Origin of the sequence: Syntrophomonas wolfei subsp. methylbutyratica (genome assembly GCF_001570625.1) — a bacterium.
Lineage (GTDB): Bacteria > Bacillota > Syntrophomonadia > Syntrophomonadales > Syntrophomonadaceae > Syntrophomonas > Syntrophomonas methylbutyratica.
In genome coordinates, this window is the sequence record NZ_BBQT01000015.1 from 1 (window position 1) to 18,758 (window position 18,758).

At 43.7% G+C, this 18,758-nt stretch carries 21 protein-coding genes and 1 riboswitch; of the genes, 12 read left to right on the forward strand and 9 right to left on the reverse strand.

Features of this window, described 5'->3' with window-relative positions:
• Positions 1-109 precede the first annotated feature (109 nt).
• The 4 genes from AWB54_RS10640 to AWB54_RS10650 all read left to right on the forward strand — a co-directional run bounded on the left by AWB54_RS10640 (position 110) and on the right by AWB54_RS10650 (position 4,100).
• The gene (locus AWB54_RS10640; protein ID WP_061214589.1) at positions 110-439 is read left to right on the forward strand and encodes a hypothetical protein; all 330 of its coding nucleotides are present in this window, start codon (positions 110-112) and stop codon (positions 437-439) included.
• A gap of 292 nt (positions 440-731) precedes the next feature.
• Positions 732-899, forward strand: a complete 168-nt coding sequence (locus tag AWB54_RS16820) for a helix-turn-helix domain-containing protein (RefSeq protein WP_455431853.1) — start codon at positions 732-734, stop codon at positions 897-899.
• Between the two features lie 199 nt (positions 900-1,098).
• A complete protein-coding gene (locus tag AWB54_RS10645; protein ID WP_235811161.1) occupies positions 1,099-2,091 on the forward strand; it encodes a transposase zinc-binding domain-containing protein in 993 nt (330 codons plus the stop codon).
• Between the two features lie 605 nt (positions 2,092-2,696).
• Positions 2,697-4,100, forward strand: coding sequence for a glycosyl hydrolase family 18 protein (locus AWB54_RS10650; RefSeq protein WP_061214591.1), 1,404 nt, complete (start codon positions 2,697-2,699; stop codon positions 4,098-4,100).
• Between the two features lie 38 nt (positions 4,101-4,138).
• Here the strand turns inward: AWB54_RS10650 and AWB54_RS10655 are convergent, their stop codons facing one another.
• Entirely contained in the window at positions 4,139-4,570 is a 432-nt protein-coding gene (locus tag AWB54_RS10655) for a hypothetical protein (protein ID WP_061214592.1), read from the reverse strand.
• Positions 4,571-4,916: 346 nt separating this feature from the next.
• Between AWB54_RS10655 and AWB54_RS10660 the strand changes: the two genes are divergently transcribed.
• The 3 genes from AWB54_RS10660 to AWB54_RS10670 are packed head-to-tail and all read left to right on the forward strand — an operon-like array spanning position 4,917 to position 7,241.
• Entirely contained in the window at positions 4,917-5,366 is a 450-nt protein-coding gene (locus AWB54_RS10660) for a DUF2975 domain-containing protein (protein ID WP_061214593.1), read from the forward strand.
• A gap of 18 nt (positions 5,367-5,384) precedes the next feature.
• Entirely contained in the window at positions 5,385-5,597 is a 213-nt protein-coding gene (locus AWB54_RS10665; RefSeq protein ID WP_061214594.1) for a helix-turn-helix domain-containing protein, read from the forward strand.
• A 12-nt stretch (positions 5,598-5,609) separates the two neighbouring features.
• The gene (locus AWB54_RS10670) at positions 5,610-7,241 is read left to right on the forward strand and encodes a DUF4153 domain-containing protein (RefSeq protein WP_061214595.1); all 1,632 of its coding nucleotides are present in this window, start codon (positions 5,610-5,612) and stop codon (positions 7,239-7,241) included.
• A 1,308-nt stretch (positions 7,242-8,549) separates the two neighbouring features.
• Here the strand turns inward: AWB54_RS10670 and AWB54_RS10680 are convergent.
• Positions 8,550-9,926, reverse strand: coding sequence for an ISNCY family transposase (locus AWB54_RS10680; RefSeq protein ID WP_061214596.1), 1,377 nt, complete (start codon positions 9,924-9,926; stop codon positions 8,550-8,552).
• Between the two features lie 376 nt (positions 9,927-10,302).
• On the opposite strand from AWB54_RS10680, the gene AWB54_RS10685 reads away from it, so the two are divergent.
• Both AWB54_RS10685 and AWB54_RS10690 read left to right on the forward strand, forming a co-directional pair.
• A complete protein-coding gene (locus AWB54_RS10685; protein WP_061214597.1) occupies positions 10,303-10,701 on the forward strand; it encodes a BlaI/MecI/CopY family transcriptional regulator in 399 nt (132 codons plus the stop codon).
• Positions 10,694-12,148, forward strand: coding sequence for a M56 family metallopeptidase (locus AWB54_RS10690; protein ID WP_061214598.1), 1,455 nt, complete (start codon positions 10,694-10,696; stop codon positions 12,146-12,148). Before AWB54_RS10685 ends, AWB54_RS10690 begins: the two co-directional genes overlap by 8 nt.
• 170 nt (positions 12,149-12,318) lie before the next feature.
• Positions 12,319-12,407: riboswitch (cyclic di-GMP riboswitch) on the forward strand.
• Between the two features lie 777 nt (positions 12,408-13,184).
• On the opposite strand, the gene AWB54_RS16710 is transcribed toward AWB54_RS10690, so the two are convergent.
• Complete coding sequence (locus tag AWB54_RS16710) at positions 13,185-13,325, reverse strand: hypothetical protein (protein WP_160328946.1); 141 nt, start codon at positions 13,323-13,325, stop codon at positions 13,185-13,187.
• On the opposite strand from AWB54_RS16710, the gene AWB54_RS16050 reads away from it, so the two are divergent.
• Positions 13,282-13,542 carry a hypothetical protein gene (locus AWB54_RS16050; RefSeq protein ID WP_061214599.1) on the forward strand — a complete coding sequence of 87 codons (261 nt, stop codon included), beginning with the start codon at positions 13,282-13,284 and terminating at the stop codon, positions 13,540-13,542. The genes AWB54_RS16710 and AWB54_RS16050 overlap by 44 nt on opposite strands.
• A gap of 70 nt (positions 13,543-13,612) precedes the next feature.
• Positions 13,613-14,071 carry a hypothetical protein gene (locus AWB54_RS10700; RefSeq protein ID WP_061214600.1) on the forward strand — a complete coding sequence of 153 codons (459 nt, stop codon included), beginning with the start codon at positions 13,613-13,615 and terminating at the stop codon, positions 14,069-14,071.
• Positions 14,072-14,160: 89 nt separating this feature from the next.
• On the opposite strand, the gene AWB54_RS10705 is transcribed toward AWB54_RS10700, so the two are convergent.
• From AWB54_RS10705 to AWB54_RS10730, 6 genes are all read right to left on the reverse strand, one after another.
• Positions 14,161-14,496 (reverse strand): type II toxin-antitoxin system RelE/ParE family toxin, encoded by a 336-nt coding sequence (locus tag AWB54_RS10705; RefSeq protein WP_061214601.1) that lies wholly within the window; start codon positions 14,494-14,496, stop codon positions 14,161-14,163.
• Complete coding sequence (locus AWB54_RS10710) at positions 14,483-14,782, reverse strand: type II toxin-antitoxin system Phd/YefM family antitoxin (protein WP_235811162.1); 300 nt, start codon at positions 14,780-14,782, stop codon at positions 14,483-14,485. The genes AWB54_RS10705 and AWB54_RS10710 overlap by 14 nt, the downstream gene beginning before the upstream one ends.
• Before the next feature lie 132 nt (positions 14,783-14,914).
• Positions 14,915-15,118 (reverse strand): helix-turn-helix transcriptional regulator, encoded by a 204-nt coding sequence (locus tag AWB54_RS10715; protein WP_061214602.1) that lies wholly within the window; start codon positions 15,116-15,118, stop codon positions 14,915-14,917.
• A complete protein-coding gene (locus AWB54_RS10720) occupies positions 15,115-16,272 on the reverse strand; it encodes a hypothetical protein (protein WP_061214603.1) in 1,158 nt (385 codons plus the stop codon). Before AWB54_RS10720 ends, AWB54_RS10715 begins: the two co-directional genes overlap by 4 nt.
• 275 nt (positions 16,273-16,547) lie before the next feature.
• On the reverse strand, positions 16,548-16,769 hold the full coding sequence (locus AWB54_RS10725) for a type II toxin-antitoxin system HicA family toxin (protein WP_061214604.1): 222 nt from the start codon (positions 16,767-16,769) through the stop codon (positions 16,548-16,550).
• The gene (locus AWB54_RS10730; RefSeq protein WP_061214605.1) at positions 16,769-16,972 is read right to left on the reverse strand and encodes a type II toxin-antitoxin system HicB family antitoxin; all 204 of its coding nucleotides are present in this window, start codon (positions 16,970-16,972) and stop codon (positions 16,769-16,771) included. Before AWB54_RS10730 ends, AWB54_RS10725 begins: the two co-directional genes overlap by 1 nt.
• A gap of 486 nt (positions 16,973-17,458) precedes the next feature.
• Here AWB54_RS10730 and AWB54_RS10740 point away from each other — a divergent pair, with 486 nt between their 5' ends.
• Complete coding sequence (locus tag AWB54_RS10740; RefSeq protein WP_061214607.1) at positions 17,459-18,607, forward strand: hypothetical protein; 1,149 nt, start codon at positions 17,459-17,461, stop codon at positions 18,605-18,607.
• The last annotated feature ends 151 nt before the right edge of the window (positions 18,608-18,758 follow it).

An 18,758-nucleotide genomic window follows, 5' to 3' on the forward strand; every position in this document is an offset into this window, starting at 1 on the left:
GGTTGATGTCCAGGAGTATTATAGATTTTATATCAGAAATTATCCGAGAAATTTTCATAGAAACTATTGGTTTTTCTATGCTTTGACTATTATATTGAGGATAAAATAATTGCTGGGATATGGACAACCCTTGATTCGCAGCAAGTTAGCCTTGAATGTGAATAATCCTTTAAGGCAGCGGATTGTAGTGAAACATATGATGAGTAACATGCAAAAAGATGAATTAGGAGGGTATCTGAAAACCCGTCTGGCCTTTGGTGGTACACATGAAGAACTTTTCACGGCACCATCGATGGAAGCTATTTATGGCGTTACCAATGGAGTACCACGGCTGGTAAACAGCCTGGCTACAAATTGCCTCCTGTATGCCTGTGAGAAAAAGCAAAGACAGGTTGATGAAGAAACCGTTTATCAAGCTCAGAGTGAATTGAATTTCTAATCTTACTACCGGTCAGCCGCTGGAGTTATTTGATTCTGGCGGCTTTTGGTTTAATCAAATTGGATACCACTTTAAAATGAGAAATGAAATATTTTTTAATGGGCTAATCTGCAAAATTAACTCATAATGGCTCAATATGAGGTGGTTTTAATTTTAGAATTATGGCAGGATTAATGTGAGAATTCACAACAAAGCTATCGGCTCAGGATTGCAAGCAACTTCAGGTGCTCACCGCCTATATCAACGACCACTCTATTTTTGAATTGCGTTTGGACAGACTGGCCAGAATTGCATGTATGGGAACTACCAATTAAAAAACACTTTCAAGCAATACCATGGCTGCACCATCACTGAATATATCCAGCATCGGCGCATGGCGCAGGCCGAATCCTTATTATCTGAAACCGATCTGAAGATTGGCCAAGTTGCGCAGACCGTAGGCTATACAAACTCCAGCTAACATAGCCAGTCTATAACTGTTCTTGATATTTATGGTGGATTACGGTACCCTATATAGAACACATGTTCTATATAGGGGTGATTACACATGATTCCTGCCCGTATTGTGAAGGCTGAGGCATATAATCCCCGAACTCCTTGTAAAAACCAGTATTACCGGTGTGTAGAAGCACATTTTGAAGAACTGGCGGGCGTATGGGATGATAGGTTTTAAAGGGATTATGGTTATTGGCAGCCTTATGTACTGGACGTCATATATAAATACCTGGACTGTGGCGACCTTCGACGTCCACGGATGGACTAGTGCAGCGGTGCCATGGATGGCAAGGAGCTGCCGCTTGGGTTTTGCCCGGGTCAAATGTGATGACTGCCAGCATGAATACCTCTTGCCATTTTCCTGCAAACGCCGGTACTTTTGCCCCTCCTGTCATCAAAAACGGGTCCTCGAATTCGGTGAATTCCTTTATACCGAGGTACTCAAACAAGTACCCCACCGCCAGTGGGTCTTTAGCATCCCTAAAAGGCTGCGGCGCTATTTTATGTATGATCGCAGCCTGCTGTCCCAATTAAGCCGGTGCGCCTGGAAGGTCTCATCGCTTTACCTGAAGCAGGGAGTTTCTTTAGATGACCCTGAGCCAGGCGCTGTAATAGCCGTGCAGACCTTCGGGGATTTTTTAAACTTCAACCCGCACTTGCACATCGCCACGAACGGCTGTTTTGCAACCGATGGAGGATTTATGGTGGGGACTGTACCGGATGCTTCGAACCTCATAGACCTGTTTCGCCTGGAAGTATTCAGAATGCTAGAAAAGGCGGGGAAAATAAACGAAGACATTATTGAGAATATGATGAACTGGCATCACAGCGGTTTTAATGTCTATTGTGGGCCAGCCATTAATCCAGGGGATCAGGAAGGACTGGAAAAACTTGCTCAATATATTATTAGAGCGCTCCTTTCGCAGGAAAGACTGCTCTATATACCTTCATCCGCAGTACCCGACGGCATAGCCCGGGTAATCTACAAAGGGAAAAACAGCAGCATTCGGGAAAGTTTTACGGCCCTTGATTGGCTGGCCAGACTTGTCAGCAATATCATGAAATTTCGACCCCATTTTAGTTCTCAAGCATGCCTGAACCATTATTTACTACCTTGTGGTATACTGTTCTGGAAAAAGCAAATTCCTATCCAATGAGAGTTTTGCATAATGGAAAAATCCAACCTGTCATTCTGAGCGTTAGCGAAGAATCTTTGAGATCCTTCGGCGTTGCCTCAGGATGACAATTCTAAAATGCCGGTTATTTTTAAGAAAAAACGAATTATGCAAAACCCTCACTTATAAGTCAATGAATTTTAACACTCGAAAAATGCGGTTAGAGTATTCGATTTGAGGTAGCGCCATCCTTACTTCATGTATCGCTTCACTTCTTCATAGAAGCGCTGATGTTGCCTTTTTAGTGCCCTGGATGAGTGTAGGAATCAGTATTTTCAGCGTATTCCTGGTGGTGTTTGTCACGATGATGTATTCAGTCAGCAAGGTCAAAAAAGAAAACACGGCGGATGCACTCAAGAAAGAGGCATTGTAATTCAGTGCCCAATAAATACTGCCTTTTCGCAAGATTATTGACAAAAGAACAAAATATGGTTGTATGATGCCATAAGGAGGGCTGTAAAGCAGAAGTATAATATGTTAACACCGAATGACATCGAAAACTATGCTCAGGTCATGTTTAACTGGACAATGAGAAGTTGACGAAAATGAACCGTCTCAAATACCCTATTACCAAAGGAGTAATCATTATGAAGAGAACCAAAACGAAGTGGACATTGGTAACAACATTGCTAATTATAAGCTTATTCACGACAACCTGTTTCGCGGACGAAATAATAAAAAAAGAGATTAAAAAAGACCAATTTAAGGTGGTAGGATACTATTCCGGAGACCTGTTTAATGAACCAGTAGAAAAGCTGCAGACGGATAAGCTGACCCATGTGATATATGCATTTTTAATTCCACAAGAGGACGGTACACTGGTTGATCTGGAAAAGCCTGAGCAGCTTAAGCAATTGGTATCCCAGGCACATAATGATGGGGCGGAGGTTTTTATAGCCCTGGGTGGCTGGTCATATCAGGGCAAGCCCTTGGCACCCGTATTTGAAGCGGCAGCGGCATCTCAGGAAAAAACAACGCTGCTTATAGATAACATCTGCGCTCTGGTAGAGGAATACGACCTGGATGGGGTGGAGCTGGATTGGGAGCATCCAAATGTAAATTCTATAGCTGATTACGAAAGACTGGCTGTTGAACTCAAGACCGCCCTTGATCTGCAGAATAAGGAACTGACAGCTGCTCTTAACGGTGCTTGGTCTGCAACTGAGGGGCCGGAGGTATCTAAGTTGATTACTAATGCATGTCTGGAAAGCTTTAGCTTTGTAAATGTAATGGCTTATGATATGAATAATGAAGACCATAGTCCGGCTTGGTTTGCGGAGACATCTGTAGACTATTGGCTGAACAGGGGAATCCCAGCAGATAAAATTGTTTTGGGAATGCCTCTTTATGCGAGGCCGAGCTGGCTTCAGTACCGACATCTTGTGGAACAAAATCCTCAATTTGCTTACTCGGATTATGCTCCAACGGTTCCATTAGAATCTTATTATAACGGCTTAAATACACTGCGTGAGAAAACCCTTATTGCTTTAAAACAAGCAGGTGGTGTAATGCTCTTTGATGTTAATGCGGATTCAGGGGACAAGACCAGTGTTATATTAATGATAAATGATATTCTCTCTAGGACTAAACATCTGTCAAAGGATGAATTGAACAAATATATTACCGTAATTATTGATAATAAAGAGCTGGTATTTCTAGAAGAAGAAGGCTTTGGAGTTCCGTTTATAGATGAAAACAACAGAACCCTGATTCCTTTGCGAAAACCATTGGAAGCCATAGGTGCAACAGTAAGCTATGATGAAAAAAACCACATGGTAAAAGTGGAAAAGGCTGGAACAAATGTAACGCTGCCTATCGGTGAAAATATCATCACGGTCAATGGGCAGGAAGTAAAAATAGATACAAAGTCAATAATTAAGGATGGCAGAACCTATATTCCTTTGCGGGTTGTCTTAGCTGCTTTTGGTTACGATATAGAGTGGCACGGCAATAGTGCAACTATATTGATATTGAATAATTCCAAGGAATGACAGAGGGACGGTAGACGGGAAGGGCTGTTGAGATATATTTAGGATAGGAGCTTGTAGATATGGGTTTGCGCTGCGGTAATCAAATACAGAAGACTGTAAGGCAGGTATTTCGGGTTGAATGATTTATTGATGCACCCTTTCGAAAGTATTAGAAACTTTTCCTTATTAGCAATGCCGAGTTGACCACCACAAAAACGGAACCTACATTGTGAACTATCGGAAATGGCTAAATAGCCGACCATTTCTTCTGATTGCTTAACGATTAAAATAGTTCCGAAATGATCCTCATTTTTTATCTTTTCGTAGTCCGGGCCGCCTTCATTCACTGCGCCTACAAAGACCTGTTTTCCATCGACCATAGCTTCGATACCTTTACCGACGATCTGACGAAAGTTTTCGGGTTCGGTAAATGTGCCATTGGCTTCGTGAGCAGCTTTAAGGATGGCTCTAGCAACAGGACTTTCAAACAATAGGATAGCATAACTACTAGCCTTGGTTTGTTTTTAAATTATTTTAATTGAATCTTCCTTCATATAGAGCAGGTTCTATGGTAATCACATCCACAGTTCAGTACAACTCTGTAAGGCCTCATCATTTCATATAGATATATATCACTCCCTACTTTTTACAGTTATTCTTATAGCAAGCGCTGACCAGTGAAAATCTACTTGGCAGCTTCTGACCCGCTGTAAAATTGTCGGCTAACGAATAAATTTTATCGAATAGCGATAAAATTATATTGCAATTCAATAACTATTTTGCTATGCTACAAATAATTAAGGGTGCATCCCACCCGGTTAAGAAAGGAAGAAATCTATGTGGAATGGAGAGAAATCCATCATTTTGAGTAAGCTATGCGTTCTGCTCTTTATGGGTTTGCTTGTAGCTGCAGTAGTAACAGCACCTTGGCTGACCCAGTGGTATGTGCAATTTTCGCAGGCCGGGCTTGAGGAAGAGGCAGCCTATTTCATGGCAACCATTTATGTGGGATCTGTTCCTGCTGCTTATCTGCTCTATAGTCTGTTAAAACTGCTGCGCCGGATCGAGACCGGACAGGTATTTACTGCTAAAAACGTAGAATTATTGAGGCGGATCTCCTGGAGTTGTTTTGTAGGGGCGGGAATAGCTCTGATTTCCCTGCTTTACTATTACCCGTGGTTCTTTATGGGGGTGGCTGCTGCTTTTATGGGCTTGATCGTGCGGGTGGTGAAAAATGTAGTCGCACAGGCAGTGGAACTGAAAAACGAAGCCGATTACACAGTATAGGGGAGGAGGAACAGTATCATGCCAATCGTAGTAAATTTGGATGTAATGATGGCCAAACGAAAAATATCCTCGGGCGAACTGGCTGAAAAGATAGGCATCAGTCCAGCCAATCTCTCCATACTTAAAACCGGCAAGGCTAAAGCGATTCGTTTCTCTACCATGGAGGCGATCTGCAAATCGCTGGATTGTCAGCCCGGAGATATACTTGAATACAAACCGGACCAAGACTGAGGAGGATTGCAAATGGATGAAATTTCGATTAATAAAAATGAGGCAGATCTGATCTCGGGAAGCTTAGTTTTGGGCGAATCCGAGGAAAGCGTGCCGGAAGTCCCCATACTGAAAAAAGGAAAAGCGCCTTTTGCGGCCGACCGCAGGGACAGTTATTTTGCCCTGTTTGCCTTTGTACTAGGCTTTCTTTTTGCCCGTTGGGTATTGTTTGCCTGGCAGGGCTGGGGAGTGACCTTGTTCACCCTGCTCTTCTGCGGCTCAGTGACCTTGTATATGCTGAAAAAAGGGGTGCAGATCCCTAAAACCAGTTGGTTATGGCTGGTGGTGGTGCTGCTGATAGGACTAAGCTTCAGTCTATGGACCAACAACGGTCTGGCTCCATTGCACGGTTTGCTGTTATTCGGCAGTGCCGTGTACTGGATACTATGTGCAACCGGACTGCTCATCCAGGGCAAAACCAGCGATCTGCTTTTATTGGACAGTTATAATGCCTTGTTGGTTATTCCATTCAGCAATTTCGGCTGCCAGTATAAGGGTCTTGCCCTTCTGGGCAACAATAAACTTACCCGGGGAAGACAAGTTCTTTCTATAGCATTAGGTTTATTCTTATCCTTTATTGTGGCGGCTATGGTTTTACCCCTGCTGATGGAAGCTGACAGCGGCGGTTTTGCTAAACTCATCAATGGCATATTAGACGGATTTCGGGGGTTAGGCGACAAATTTTGGGAAACATTCTGGCAGCTCATTCTTGCCGTTCCCATTGCAGCCTATATTTTCGGTCTGGTTGCCGGCAGTGCTCATAAAAGAGGCACCGGTTTGTTTGAAAAGGACAGCACCCTTCAGCAGATTTCAGGCTTGCGGATACTTCCCATGACTACGGTTTACATTCTGATGGGCTTGTTGTGTACGCTTTATATAGTATTCATCGGGAGCCAGTTTCCTTATTTCTTTTCTGCCTTTGTCGGCCAGCGGCCAGAGGGGTGGCAGATTTATTCGGAATATGCCCGCAGCGGATTCTTCGAGCTGTGCCGTATCGCAGTCATAAATCTGTTCGTACTGACAGCAGCCAACATCATGAGTCAAAAGCATAGCAGGGATAGTATGTTCCTAAAGCTGCTCAACGTATTGCTGACCATTCTCACACTGGTGCTTATCGCCACTGCCTTCAGCAAAATGACCTTGTACATTGGTGCATACGGTTTATCTATGCGCAGGCTGCTGCCCTGTGTTTTTATGACCTTTATGGCCGTCATATGCGGGGGGGTTATAGCGCTGCAAAAATGGTCATTCTCCATAACTCGCTTGGCAGTTGGGGCGGGGGTAGTTATATTTTGTATGCTGTGTATAGTAAATCCCGACAGTTTGGTGGCCAGATACAATGCAGACCGTTATCTATCTGGAACGCTGGAGAACTTTGATGTGGAGATATTATACCGGTCCGGACCGGCCGGTGTCGATTCGGCCTTGAAGGTATATGAACAAACCAATGATCCGGCGCTGCAGTTTAAGCTGAAGGAATATCTGCTGGCTGAGCAGCAGCAGGCTGATGAAGTGGCTGGAGAGCCCGGTGACAGTCTGGAAAGAGCCCATGCGCGGTACAGAATTAGCGAATTTTATTGTGGTCAGAGTTTGCTAAGCGAATAGCTGATCAAATTCGCAAAGAGGCCTTTCCATCCGGACTTCAGGGGGTCCCTGCTTTGGAAGGAAAACCTAATCTGGGGGACGTACATGCTGGGCTAGATCTTGCTGCTGATTATAACTGCAGAAGACGAGATACATAACAGCGACTGATTCTATAGTATTTTTAATGCTAAAACAAAACGAGAATTATTCGCACTTTGCTTTAGCATTCATTTTGATTACAGATTATTTAATCCGATAAAAAAGGCCCCCTTCGGGAGCCATTAATTTGCGGATTAACAACATCAACTAATGATTTAAAGCTACAACCTGATGAAGTTATAGGTGCAAAGTGGTTTAGTAAAACAGAGATATGTGATTTACAGAAAAATGGGAAACTTCATCCTCTTATTGATTATCTTGATTGTATCTAACAATGCGATAGGTTCTTTGTTTATAAGTTCTGTTTTATAAAAAGATAGCCCATTAGGATTATATATCAGCAAATACAAACAGGCAGTACCCGCTAAATAAAAAAAACGCAAGTTTGGCGGGTCTGTTTTCATGCCTAAATAACCATAATCAAAAGCCCTCTGGACTTGCAAGTTTGGAGGGTATTTTCATGTTTAGCCAGTATACTGCAAATACTCAACAGTCGCTACCCAGTAGCGGCCTAGCGTGATAAAGCGGACATCATTGTAAGCACCAATTTAATCGGTAAACGATTAAAAAAAGCCTGTGCTGTTCATGGGGACAGTATGCTCATCAACGCGAACCATCAGAACCCATAACAGGATATGTAAAAACGCAAGCATTATAAAAGCTCATTTGGATTGTGTCCAAGTGAGCTTTTTTTGTCGGATAAAGAGTATTTTTGTGGGCTGCTGTTCCCCACCCTCTGTTTTGGTTTTCTACAAAGAAATCAAAACGGAGGTTTGAAAAATGAAAAGGATCAATTTGCGGGATTATTACCCGTCTTATACATCAGACTTTTTTATGGAAGTAGCAGATGAAATCGCATTATCCCTGAAACGCTTTGAGCTGGATTAAAAATCCAATTGGCGCGTACATACAGGCATAAAGCGTACTACTCTCTTGACCGGAACGATGGTATGCTGGTTATGGCATGGTGGTAGATGCATCTTCTACTCGTGGGCAAGTGGTCTATCGAAAGCTTTATGATGCCGCCAACCAGGTGCTTTACGGCAGACCGGGAATTTCCTAAATAGTTGCCCCTGAAAAAACTCCAAAATTGAGTTAGTCAGATTAAAACTGGTTCTTTGAAAAAAAACTAGATAACCAAAATAACTATTAGAACTTACAACTTGGTTTTTAAGCCATCAAAGTTGCAATTCTTTTTAAATTGTAGGCCAAGATCCCATAACCTACCCAGGTTTGTGTTCCATGTGGCTTACGAGATCGACAACGATTTAGACCATACTTACGCTTAAGCAGGCTGATAATGGCCTCACCGCCAGCCCGCCAGCGTTGTAGGCGCTTAAACCATGGTTGTGATTGATATTGTTTGCGTTCGGTCCCGATTTTCCCCTTGCGGGGAAGAATACATCGCTTAATACCCAGTGTTGTTAGGGTTTGCTCGTTCTTTGCGGTACCAAAACCACGGTCAGTTGCTACATTCACCGGTACACGGCCTACATTTTTAGTGTGCAGGTCAACAGCATCGGTAAGGAGGCTATCATCACTGGGGTTACCTTCGTAAACTTGATAACCAGTAACCACATGTTCTTCGGTATCTTGAATAAGAACTTTACGCCCAAATTCGGTTGGGGCAGAAAGCTTTCCTTTGCGTATGGGCCTGGCATTTCTATCAAAAAGGCTTACCACCCGGTCTTTTATGTGGGTGTTACCTGACTGTACCTGGGTAGTCTGATCAATAACCTGTTCGGTTATGGTAATAGCGTCTTCCAGTTTTTCTGCTAGTTTTCTGGCCTTGGTCGATACATCTTTGCCTTTACGCCAGATATAATGACGAGCATTTTTTAAAACCCGATTGGCTTCTTCAACTACCTGTTGAGCCGTTTCCATAACCTGGTCGGTAACTTGCCTGACTTCATTGTAGGCTTGCCCCGTACGCCGTTTGAGTATTTTGGTCATGGATAGGATTTTTTTCTTTACGGTTCTTTGTCGGTTGTGAAAGTCAGTCCTGATAGCAGCCCCGGCTTTCTTTATCTGTTTTACGGTTCTGGTTATTACCCGGATACCATCTGATAACAAACTGGCGTCAGTAGGATAATGGATATCTGAGGGAACAGCCGTAGTATCAACCCTGAGGCTTCTGCCCCGGATGATCTTTTCTTCAGCGGCTTTCTGTACCAATAGATGGTTTAGTTCTTCTACTATCTCAGAACCATACAGATTAGTAAGTTTGATCAGGGTAGTCGAATGTGGAACTTTTTTATCCAGTGGTATGTAACAGAACTTTCTCCACTTTATGCTATCATCTACCTCCTGAACCAGAGTTTCGTAGCCCAGTTGGTAGCGAAACTTAAGATACATCAGACGCAAATATGTGTCTACCGGTGTAGTAGGTCTACCAGTGGTAGTATGAAATCGCTTAATAAATGGGCGGATGAAACGATCATCATCAAGTATGGTATCTACCTTGGATAGTTCGGTGTTCAGTACTAATATTTCCGGGGGTAGAATTGATTCCCATAAACATTGTTGTGTATCCTTGACTACTAACATACGCTCACCTCAATTTTGCAGGAATTAGAGGTGAAATATAGAATGATACTCATAAGGGGTTCCTCCCTATCGCTTGTTTTGTGTCGTTACTAACAAGAATTCGAGTATCAGGAGGTAATCCCTTCTTGCTTTTGCCTGAATATTGGGATTTTACACTGTCTTTTGGGATTTGTTTCTGAACTTTCTCCCCGAGTTTTTCAGGGGGAACTAGATAATTAGATAGATAAGCCAGATTCTTTGATAAGAGTTTTTATAAGCCCGCAAATTCTTTTATTATTTCTATTGACATTACTACACCGACGTAGTAAGATAAAATCACTACATAAGTGTAGTAAAATTGTCGCAGACGTGCGGCAATGAACGGAGGGTGTACACCATGAACAATTTTCAAAAACTATCAGAAACAGAAATGGAAGTGATGCAGGTTATCTGGGCATCCGGTCGTCCAATTACCTCTAGCGAACTACTTGATTTTTTTGCGCGGAACAAAGGTAAGGCGTGGAAAGGACAAACAATGGCAACCTTTCTGGCAAGGCTGGTAGAGAAAGGTGTCCTGATTTCCATAAAACAACAGGGCCGCACGAATATCTATGAGCCTTGCATGTCTCCGGAGGAATACCGGAGCCAAGAAGCAAAGAGCCTACTGGAAACGCTATACGAAGGTTCGGTCAAAAACTTTCTGGCAACGCTTTATGATGGCAAAGAACTGACAAAGGATGAAATATCCGAATTGAGGCACTGGTTTGCAGAAAAGGCGGGTGAGAAAAATGGGTAATCTGTTGTCCAATCTCCTTGCCATGTCCGTTACGGGAAGCGTAGTTACTGGGCTGATGCTGATACTTCGACCTGTAACGGCGAAAATTTTTCCTGCCAAGTGGCAATACGGAATTGGGAAAATGGCAATCGCTTTTTTTCTCTTTCCTGTTTTCCTCTTTGCCGGAAAGCTCCATTTGGTTCAACCTGTCGTGGAAAGCTATCCTGCCGAACCGTATATCATCCAGAAAGCACTACCATCAAACGGTTTTGTGGATGCAATGGATACTCTGATGGAGAAGCATTTGACGGTTGAATTGATGGAAGCCGTTTTGTTCATTTGGCTTGTGGGAGCAATGGTTTTTGCCGGATGGCATTTCTATTGCTACCGCAGATTTTCTAAACAGCTTCGGACTGACAGCTTCTCCGTAGCGGACGATACCGCAACCGTCGTCCTGCTTTCCTCATGCAAAGCAGCGTTGGGCATCCACGGCGAAGTAAAACTCATGCTGAACCCCAAAATCAAAAGCCCTATGCTTGTGGGGGTGCGCCGCCCCATGATATTGCTGCCAACCTCAAACATGCAGGAACTTGACTTGAAGCTTGTTTTAGCCCATGAGCTAATGCACCTGAAGCGCAAGGATTTATGGGTAAAAATGCTTGCCCTGCTTGCTGGAACCGTGCATTGGTTTAACCCCCTTGTCCATGTTCTACGCAAGGATGTAAGCACATGGGGCGAGTTGTCCTGTGACGAAGCATTGGCATGTGATATGTCCAATGAGGAAAGAAAACATTATGGCGAAGCCATCTTGAACACGCTGGATAACCATTCCGGCATAAACACGGCTTTTTGCTCTTCCCTATGTGAGAGCAAAAAGCACATCGAAAGGAGATTAACCATGTTGTTAAATGTTAAGAAAATGAAGAAGCATGTTGCGCTTTTTGCTGTTGTCGTAATCGTAGCAATCGCAGGTATCGGAACGGCTGTATCCGCTTTGGCTGCGGATAATACTCTTAAGGCGGACTCTTTGACAAGGAACCCATTTGCACCAATAATGAACTCAGAGGTAAATGTAGCTTTCACTACGGACACGCCTGTTATCATTGGTTCCATAGACGGCTTGAAAGAGGTTGAACTCAAAGGAGACGGCAAGGAATACACTTTTGAAGAATTTAAGCAATGGTTGGAAGCTGCACGTCTTGAAGCTGCCGAGTTGGTGAAAATAGGCATATGGACGCAGGAACAAGCCGATAAAAAATTAGCACTTTATGAAAACACGCTGGCAGATATTGAGCAAAAGGGCGGCAAGACATTTGGCAAAATGATAGACAAAGGAGATGAAATTTTCCCAGAAACAGTTGATGTCTTTTACACAGCTGATGAACTTGTATTTGAGCTTCCCGCCAAACTTGCAGATACAGCAAACGGAGAAGTTGGTTTTGGATTAAGCGTTCAGCCCAAAAAATAGCTAAATGCAGAGTTGGCGGTAACTACCGCCAACTCACTGAAAAACATTCCTTGGAGTTGATTTTTACCTTGTGTCACTACGAAGATTTACTTGCTGATAAGGTAAAAAACCGTTGTTTAGATTGTGTTATTGTTAATTTTGACGATCATAGATAAACAAAATTAATATTGTGGTATTAAGGGCAAACTTGCCGAAAGGTAAGGACGCAAAGCCACAGGGTCTAAGATGTATTTTTCATTATGATAGCCTGGCTGCCGCATTGATTATGTATTAAACCTGCCCTTGTATAGTGGCAGGTTTTAATTTTAATACGAAAAATGAGTTAGTTAATACTGATCCTTGAAAATATGACAGTGATTTAGCATTGCTGAGGTTGTTGTTAATGATAATCTAAAACTACCCCATATTAATAATTGAAAAGTACCCCAGGATAAAATAGACTTTCCTATGTTGTCTAAAAGATATATAGGAGGTTCTGGGGAGATGATCAGCCTGGAGGAGAAACAGCAAATAATATTACGTCATTATCATGATGGGGAGTCCCAGCGAAAAATAGGGTATTTGTATAGTTTTGTGTAAATGGATTTTTCCATTTTACTTTTTCCGCGTATGCTAAAACAAAATGAGGATTATTAGCACTTTGCTTTAGCATTCGTTTTATTTAATTCGAGAAAAAAGGCCCCCTTCGGGTGCCATTAATTTTCGGATTAACAAGTCAGCTCCCCCCGGCCATATTTGCCTGGTTCACTTAGCCAGACTTAAGAGCAGTGGCTGGCAAGTATAATGGGGAACTATAGGACTATCAGCACCGGATGGGTGGGGAGTATTTGGTGGTGTATATCGCTAATAATGCGATGAGAGTCGTGTTTTCGGAAGATAAATTGCAAAATTTTTTAACAGGCACCCGGGCACAGGGTTCTGAACACAGTGGCTCTGCTCACTGGAACAAGAAAACAGAACCAACCACCTGTTTGGTAGTTGACCCTGTATAATCTCTTTGGACTTGGCCCCTATTCTCCTACAATAACTTAACAACTTAAGTGCCTGGCCCCTGTTCTACTCGAAGGTACCTTTTTACCTCTTCCAGGCTTTCATAATCCAGGATGCCGTCAATCATAACTTCTAAAGTCGGGATGTCTAATTTTGATATTTCTGCCTTAATTTCCTCTGATAACAATCCAAACTTTTTAGTAAGTAGCTTTATCGATGTTCTAACCAGGCAAATAGAGCGTTTTAGGGGAGAAGAGCAATGCTGCCGCTTGCTGGTAGGGATGCAAAGACCGGAGGAAGAGCTTTTGCGCAATGCTCTGGCCAGGATTGATGAAGGATTGATGGATAATCCTAGAGCTCTGGCCTTAAAAAAGGAAATCGCTCTCTCTTTCAGGGTCCCCTGATTAGCGAAAAACTTCAGGCAGGGATACAAATCTAGGAAGCAGGAATCGGAGGAAAGGAAAAGTAGGTAGGATGAAAGCCAGCCTGGGAAATGAAGAATTACTAAATCTGCCTAAAACCGCTTTTCTCTGCAGCCGCCGGGTACTGGCTTCCGCTGTGCTCAAATGCTATGATTGGGCCAACGCCCAGCGTGAGGCCGGTCGTTGCGTTATTGGCGGTTTCCACAGCCAGGTGGAAAAAGATGTCCTGCATTACCTTTTGAAAGGTACCCAGCCCATCATTTTAGCCCTGGCTCGCGGCCTGAAAACCCGCCTGGAACCTGAACTGAAAACCCCTTTGGAGCAAGGCCGCCTGCTCATCATTACCCCCTTTGACCATTCCGTAAAATGGGTTACCGCAGAAAACGCCGCCATCCGCAACCGGATGATGATAGAGTTGGCTGATGAGATAGTGGTGGGCTATTCCAGCCCGGAAGGACAACTGGATATGATTCTTCACTATTATAAAGAGAGAATGATTGTCAGGTTGTAAGCATTGGAGTGGATCTGCTGCATATTTCCATTGATCCACCCATAAGAATCCTCGTAGTTGCCATCCGCAAACGGAAATGCGGTTTTACTTTATGAGTTATCTTCATAAGTGTTTTCAAGCAATAGATTCATCCAATCCTGCTTGCTATGAAGTATCCTGGCAATGAAAATTTCGTCTTTAGCGATGCGATAGAAAATGATATACGGTTGGACTATAATGCGGCGGTATCCAGCTTTGACCAGGGACAAATCGTTGGTTGGCAGTACGGTCCCCAGGCGAGGTTTGTCCGCCAGTTTTAGAATAGAATTCTCAATTCGTTCCAACAACCTGGCGGCAGCCTTTCGATTATCTTCAGCAATATAATCGAATATGCTGTCCAGGTCATCTACCGCGTCCCGGGTGTAGCGAATTTTAAGCCTGGCCATGGATACGCTCCTTTAGATGAGAGAAAACCTCTTCGTGGTCGAACAGTTCGCCTGCTGCAATCTGCTTATCTGCTGCGGAGAGCTTTGCTTGTAAGTGAATCCAGGCTTCGCGGCGGCAAAAGGCTTCATGGCTCATTACTACCAGGTCATTTTCGCCGTTGTTGGTGATCAGAATAGGGTCGTCAGTTTCATGACAGAGCTTGGAGAAACCCTTATAATCCGAGCGAATCACCGATGACGGCTTAACAATCATGAGGCCGGGCCGGCGGATTCTGTTTAGCATCATGCATGCCTCCTATCAATTATCTGTCAAAAGTCTACCACGAGGGTTAAGGCAAAGTCAAACAGACCGGTTGGCAGGGCTATTCCGGCGCACCCAGATGATGATAAAGCTGGCCGATGAGATAGTGGTGGGCAATTAATGCTGTGTTTCCACGTCTTCAAAGAGTTCCTCAATCTTGACCTTAAAAAGGCGAGCCATTTTAAATGCCAGTTTTAGTGATGGATCATAGCGCTCTTTTTCAATGGCGTTGATAGTAGCCCGGCTAACTTCCAGCTTTTCGGCCAGTTGCGCCTGGGTCAAGTTGTGCATAGCACGATATACTTTAACATAGTTTTTCATCTGCCGGTCTCCAATACTACATATGATAGAAGCCATATAGTAATACCAACCGTTAAAACGCTGAGCCAGAGCCGGGTATCTTCCAAGCTGACCCAGGGTTGCAGCAGACTGAATATCAACATAATCATTAGGGCTAAAAAACCGAATAAGCCAGACCATAATACATGCTGTTCCTGGCGTTCATCAATGCCATTTTCTATTGCGTTATCAGTCCCTGCCAGGCGAGTGGTTGCCGAGTAGGTTGAAATAGATTCTATCCCCAATCCAAGAACCCATACCAACCCAACAGCCCAGCCGGGCACATCCACCCTCATTACTATAGCTGCAAGTATTACCATTGCCGGTAAGATAAACGAAGCCAACATCATTATTATAGTTGTTCCCCAATAGTAGTTAGGTTTACTTTTCAAGTACCTGAGTACAATATAACCCAGGAAAAAGCCTATTAAAACGGCCAGAGTTGCCTCAGCATCAATGCTGTTGTTTTTGCTATAATCAAACAGCATTACTATTGTGCATAGCAAAAAACCGATAATTATACTTAACGAAAAGAAGTTTGATAGCTTGTTTCTCTGCTTAGTGTATGAGTAAAAAATAAAAGAACCAAACCAGAATAATTCTCCCACTGCTAATGTCCCCAGCCACAGGCGCAAATCATTATAATGTAGCCATGGCTGAAGCAAGGCCAGTATTATTGCCCCGGCCAGGATAATGAAACCAGGATGACCAGCCTGGACAAGAAGGTGAATATCCCGTTCATCTGGCTTTGGCGTTTTGTCCCAGGGTGGGGGAATATCCATTAGTAGTTGACCAAGAACCCGGCGGCTTAAAAGAAATATAACGATAAGAGCAGCCGCATATATGAACATTAAAACTCCAAAAGGAAGTTGCCAGTGCAGTATATTATTAAGGGTCATAATAAAAGTGAAAAATACCATGGGGATTAATAAAAAGAAAAACATAAACATAGCCCAGGCGGTGCCGGTATGTTTTTGCTTTCGTGACCAGGCCAGAATTATGTATGCCAGGAACCAACCTGATAAGATAGAGAGAATGGAACCCGTTCGAAATACCCAGTCAGTTGCATAATCAATGATTAGAATTGCGGTTGTCCCGGCTAAAGCAGCCATCAGATAAACAATGAAAGACCACATCACATATCCCCCAATGATTTTGGACTAATATGAGTATAAAGCATACTTTACATATAGTCAATAAAACTTTACATTGGATGCAAGGGAACGGTTCTTTCTTGTATGTTGTTGAAACGCAAAAAAAAGCCGCTATTAAAGTTAAACAGACCGTTTCGTAGGGGACATTCCTGCTTAAATTTATCCGGCTCAGGGTGATAGCGACATCGTGGAACCCGCCGCCTGTTTTGTTAATAGGAACCTGACAGCTTAAAGAAGGGGGGACATATTTAACCTCGTTATAGCAATTTAATAAATTCATCCACTGTTAGACCGCTCTTTCTAATAAGGCTACGTAGAGTCGCGCGGTCAAGAGTTTTATGGTTAGGAATAATGAGTTTTACAGAACTCCCTTCTTTGGTCATCTTTATATGGCTACCTTTTTGAGAAACAAAAATCCAACCATCTTTTGAAAAGGTAGAAATTGCTTGTTGACCTGAGATAACAGGAAGAGATGGCATTATATTACTACCTCTATTTCTGTATATTCAGCGCTTATTTCAAACCCGGCGGGTTCTTCTTCGAGCCAGAGTTCAGCAGCTTCCCTGATATTATCCAGGACTTCTTCTTTCGTTTTTCCCTGAGATATACATCCGGGTAATACGGGACATTCTGCAATAATCCAGCCATCTTCCCCTGGAGTTAATATCACCGGTAACTTCATTAGCAGTTAGCTCCTTTCTTTAACTTTCTTATCCTACCCAAAGTCTATCACGGCTGTTAATGCAAAATCAAACAGGCCGGCACATTTGCAGCGTTTTAAAAAAAGGAGAAGTTGACAGCCTCTTTCTTCGCGGGGCTATTCCGGCGCTTAGATTATCCGGCGCAAGGTGAAAGCGACATCGTGGATGCTTTCGATGTAGAACATTCTGTCGACTACTGTTTTGAAGGCGGATATGGTTTCCTGGTAATAATGATCGTCCAGATCCCGAACACGCGGGTCAGGGTTGAAGAGATAGAGGCGCTTGACTCGCCGTAGTTTGTCCAGGGGAGCTAGGGCAAAAAAATTCTCATAAAGCTGGCAATCGGTGAGCAGAATAATTGTGGTACGGGAGTTGAGCAGGTGGGAGTAATTATCCCTGAGCTGGAAGAGGGGACGCCATAATCTTTGGTATAATTTAAAATAGCTTTAAAAAGGGGGATGGGTATAGTGTTAAAAAAACAGGTTCTTGGAGTTATTCTCATCATTATAATGGCTCTGGGGTTAGCCGGGTGTAACAGTGCAGTAACAAAAGGCGGACAGTCGGAAGGCAAAGATGTAATTCCGTTGATAATGCTTACATCAGAGCCTGCGGGCGAAAATGATGCTGGCAGCATGGAGCGGGAGGCGAGACTGGCTTCCTGGGATTTGAAGAGCGGCAAACTCTCCTGGGAGCAGGAAGCTTGTTTCCGGCAGGAGATGGGGGAGGAGTACAATCCTCGACTGGTCTGGGATGGCGGCTCCCGGCTTTTTGCCTGTTCATTTGGAAGCCAGGAAACGGGGAGATTAATAAAGGGCCATGCCAGTAATTTAAGCGTTCAGGAAGTAAGAACGGACAGTATGCCTATGGTGGCAGCTATTAAGGCCTCATCCGAGCAGGATGAGCTTCTGCTGGCCTATCCTCGTTCCCCGTCAGGGGAATCACCGGATTCATCAATTCCGGAGGTGATCGTTATCGAAAGTCACCGGGGCGATTTGGTGGTGAAGCGCGAACTACCGCTACCGGATTATGCCGCTAAGGGTGATATTATGCCTTTACTCATTTCCGGCAACTCTTCTCAATTCAAGCTGCTTTTGCTTAATAATGATGTTGAAGCCGGAAAGAATGGGCTGCTTTTAGCCAAGGTCGCTGAGCAGCAGGAAGATTGGCAAAAAATAAAGGGTGAAGCTTTGGGTTTAATTGTTGGCGGGGGAACGGACCTGGCTCAAGTCGGCAGCAATATCTACAGGACTATACCGGAGCCGGCAAAGCTCAGCCTGCAACAGCGGGAACCGGTCTGGGAAGAATTTTCGCCTCTCAGTGACCTCCAGGCCGGTTTAAGCAAGAATATTGAAAAGGCTATGGAGAAGTATGGCGATGCTTATTGTAATCTGCGACTGGGTAGTTTTAAGGATATTTTGCTGGTAGCGGCTGACCTGCCTGAAGAACACTGGATATGGGCTTTTCGAGGTGATAAGTGTATAGGCCGCTTGTATACCAATAATGAAACTCAAAGCATGGAGAGTTCCCCGGGGAATGAAAAGATGCAGGCAACTGCGTTTTCAGCCCGGGCAGACTGGTTTATATTGCCGACTGATGGTTACGGGCAGTATAAATAGTTTGGTTACAAGCATCGTAAGGGGGGAATAGGTCGGGGAAAGTTTTGGGGGATTACATTCAGTTTTGGACTTTAACCGGATTTCCTATTATCCTCGGCAGTAGCAAAGCCCCCATAGATTGTCAAGAGACAAGAAATTTACGGCAGTAGTG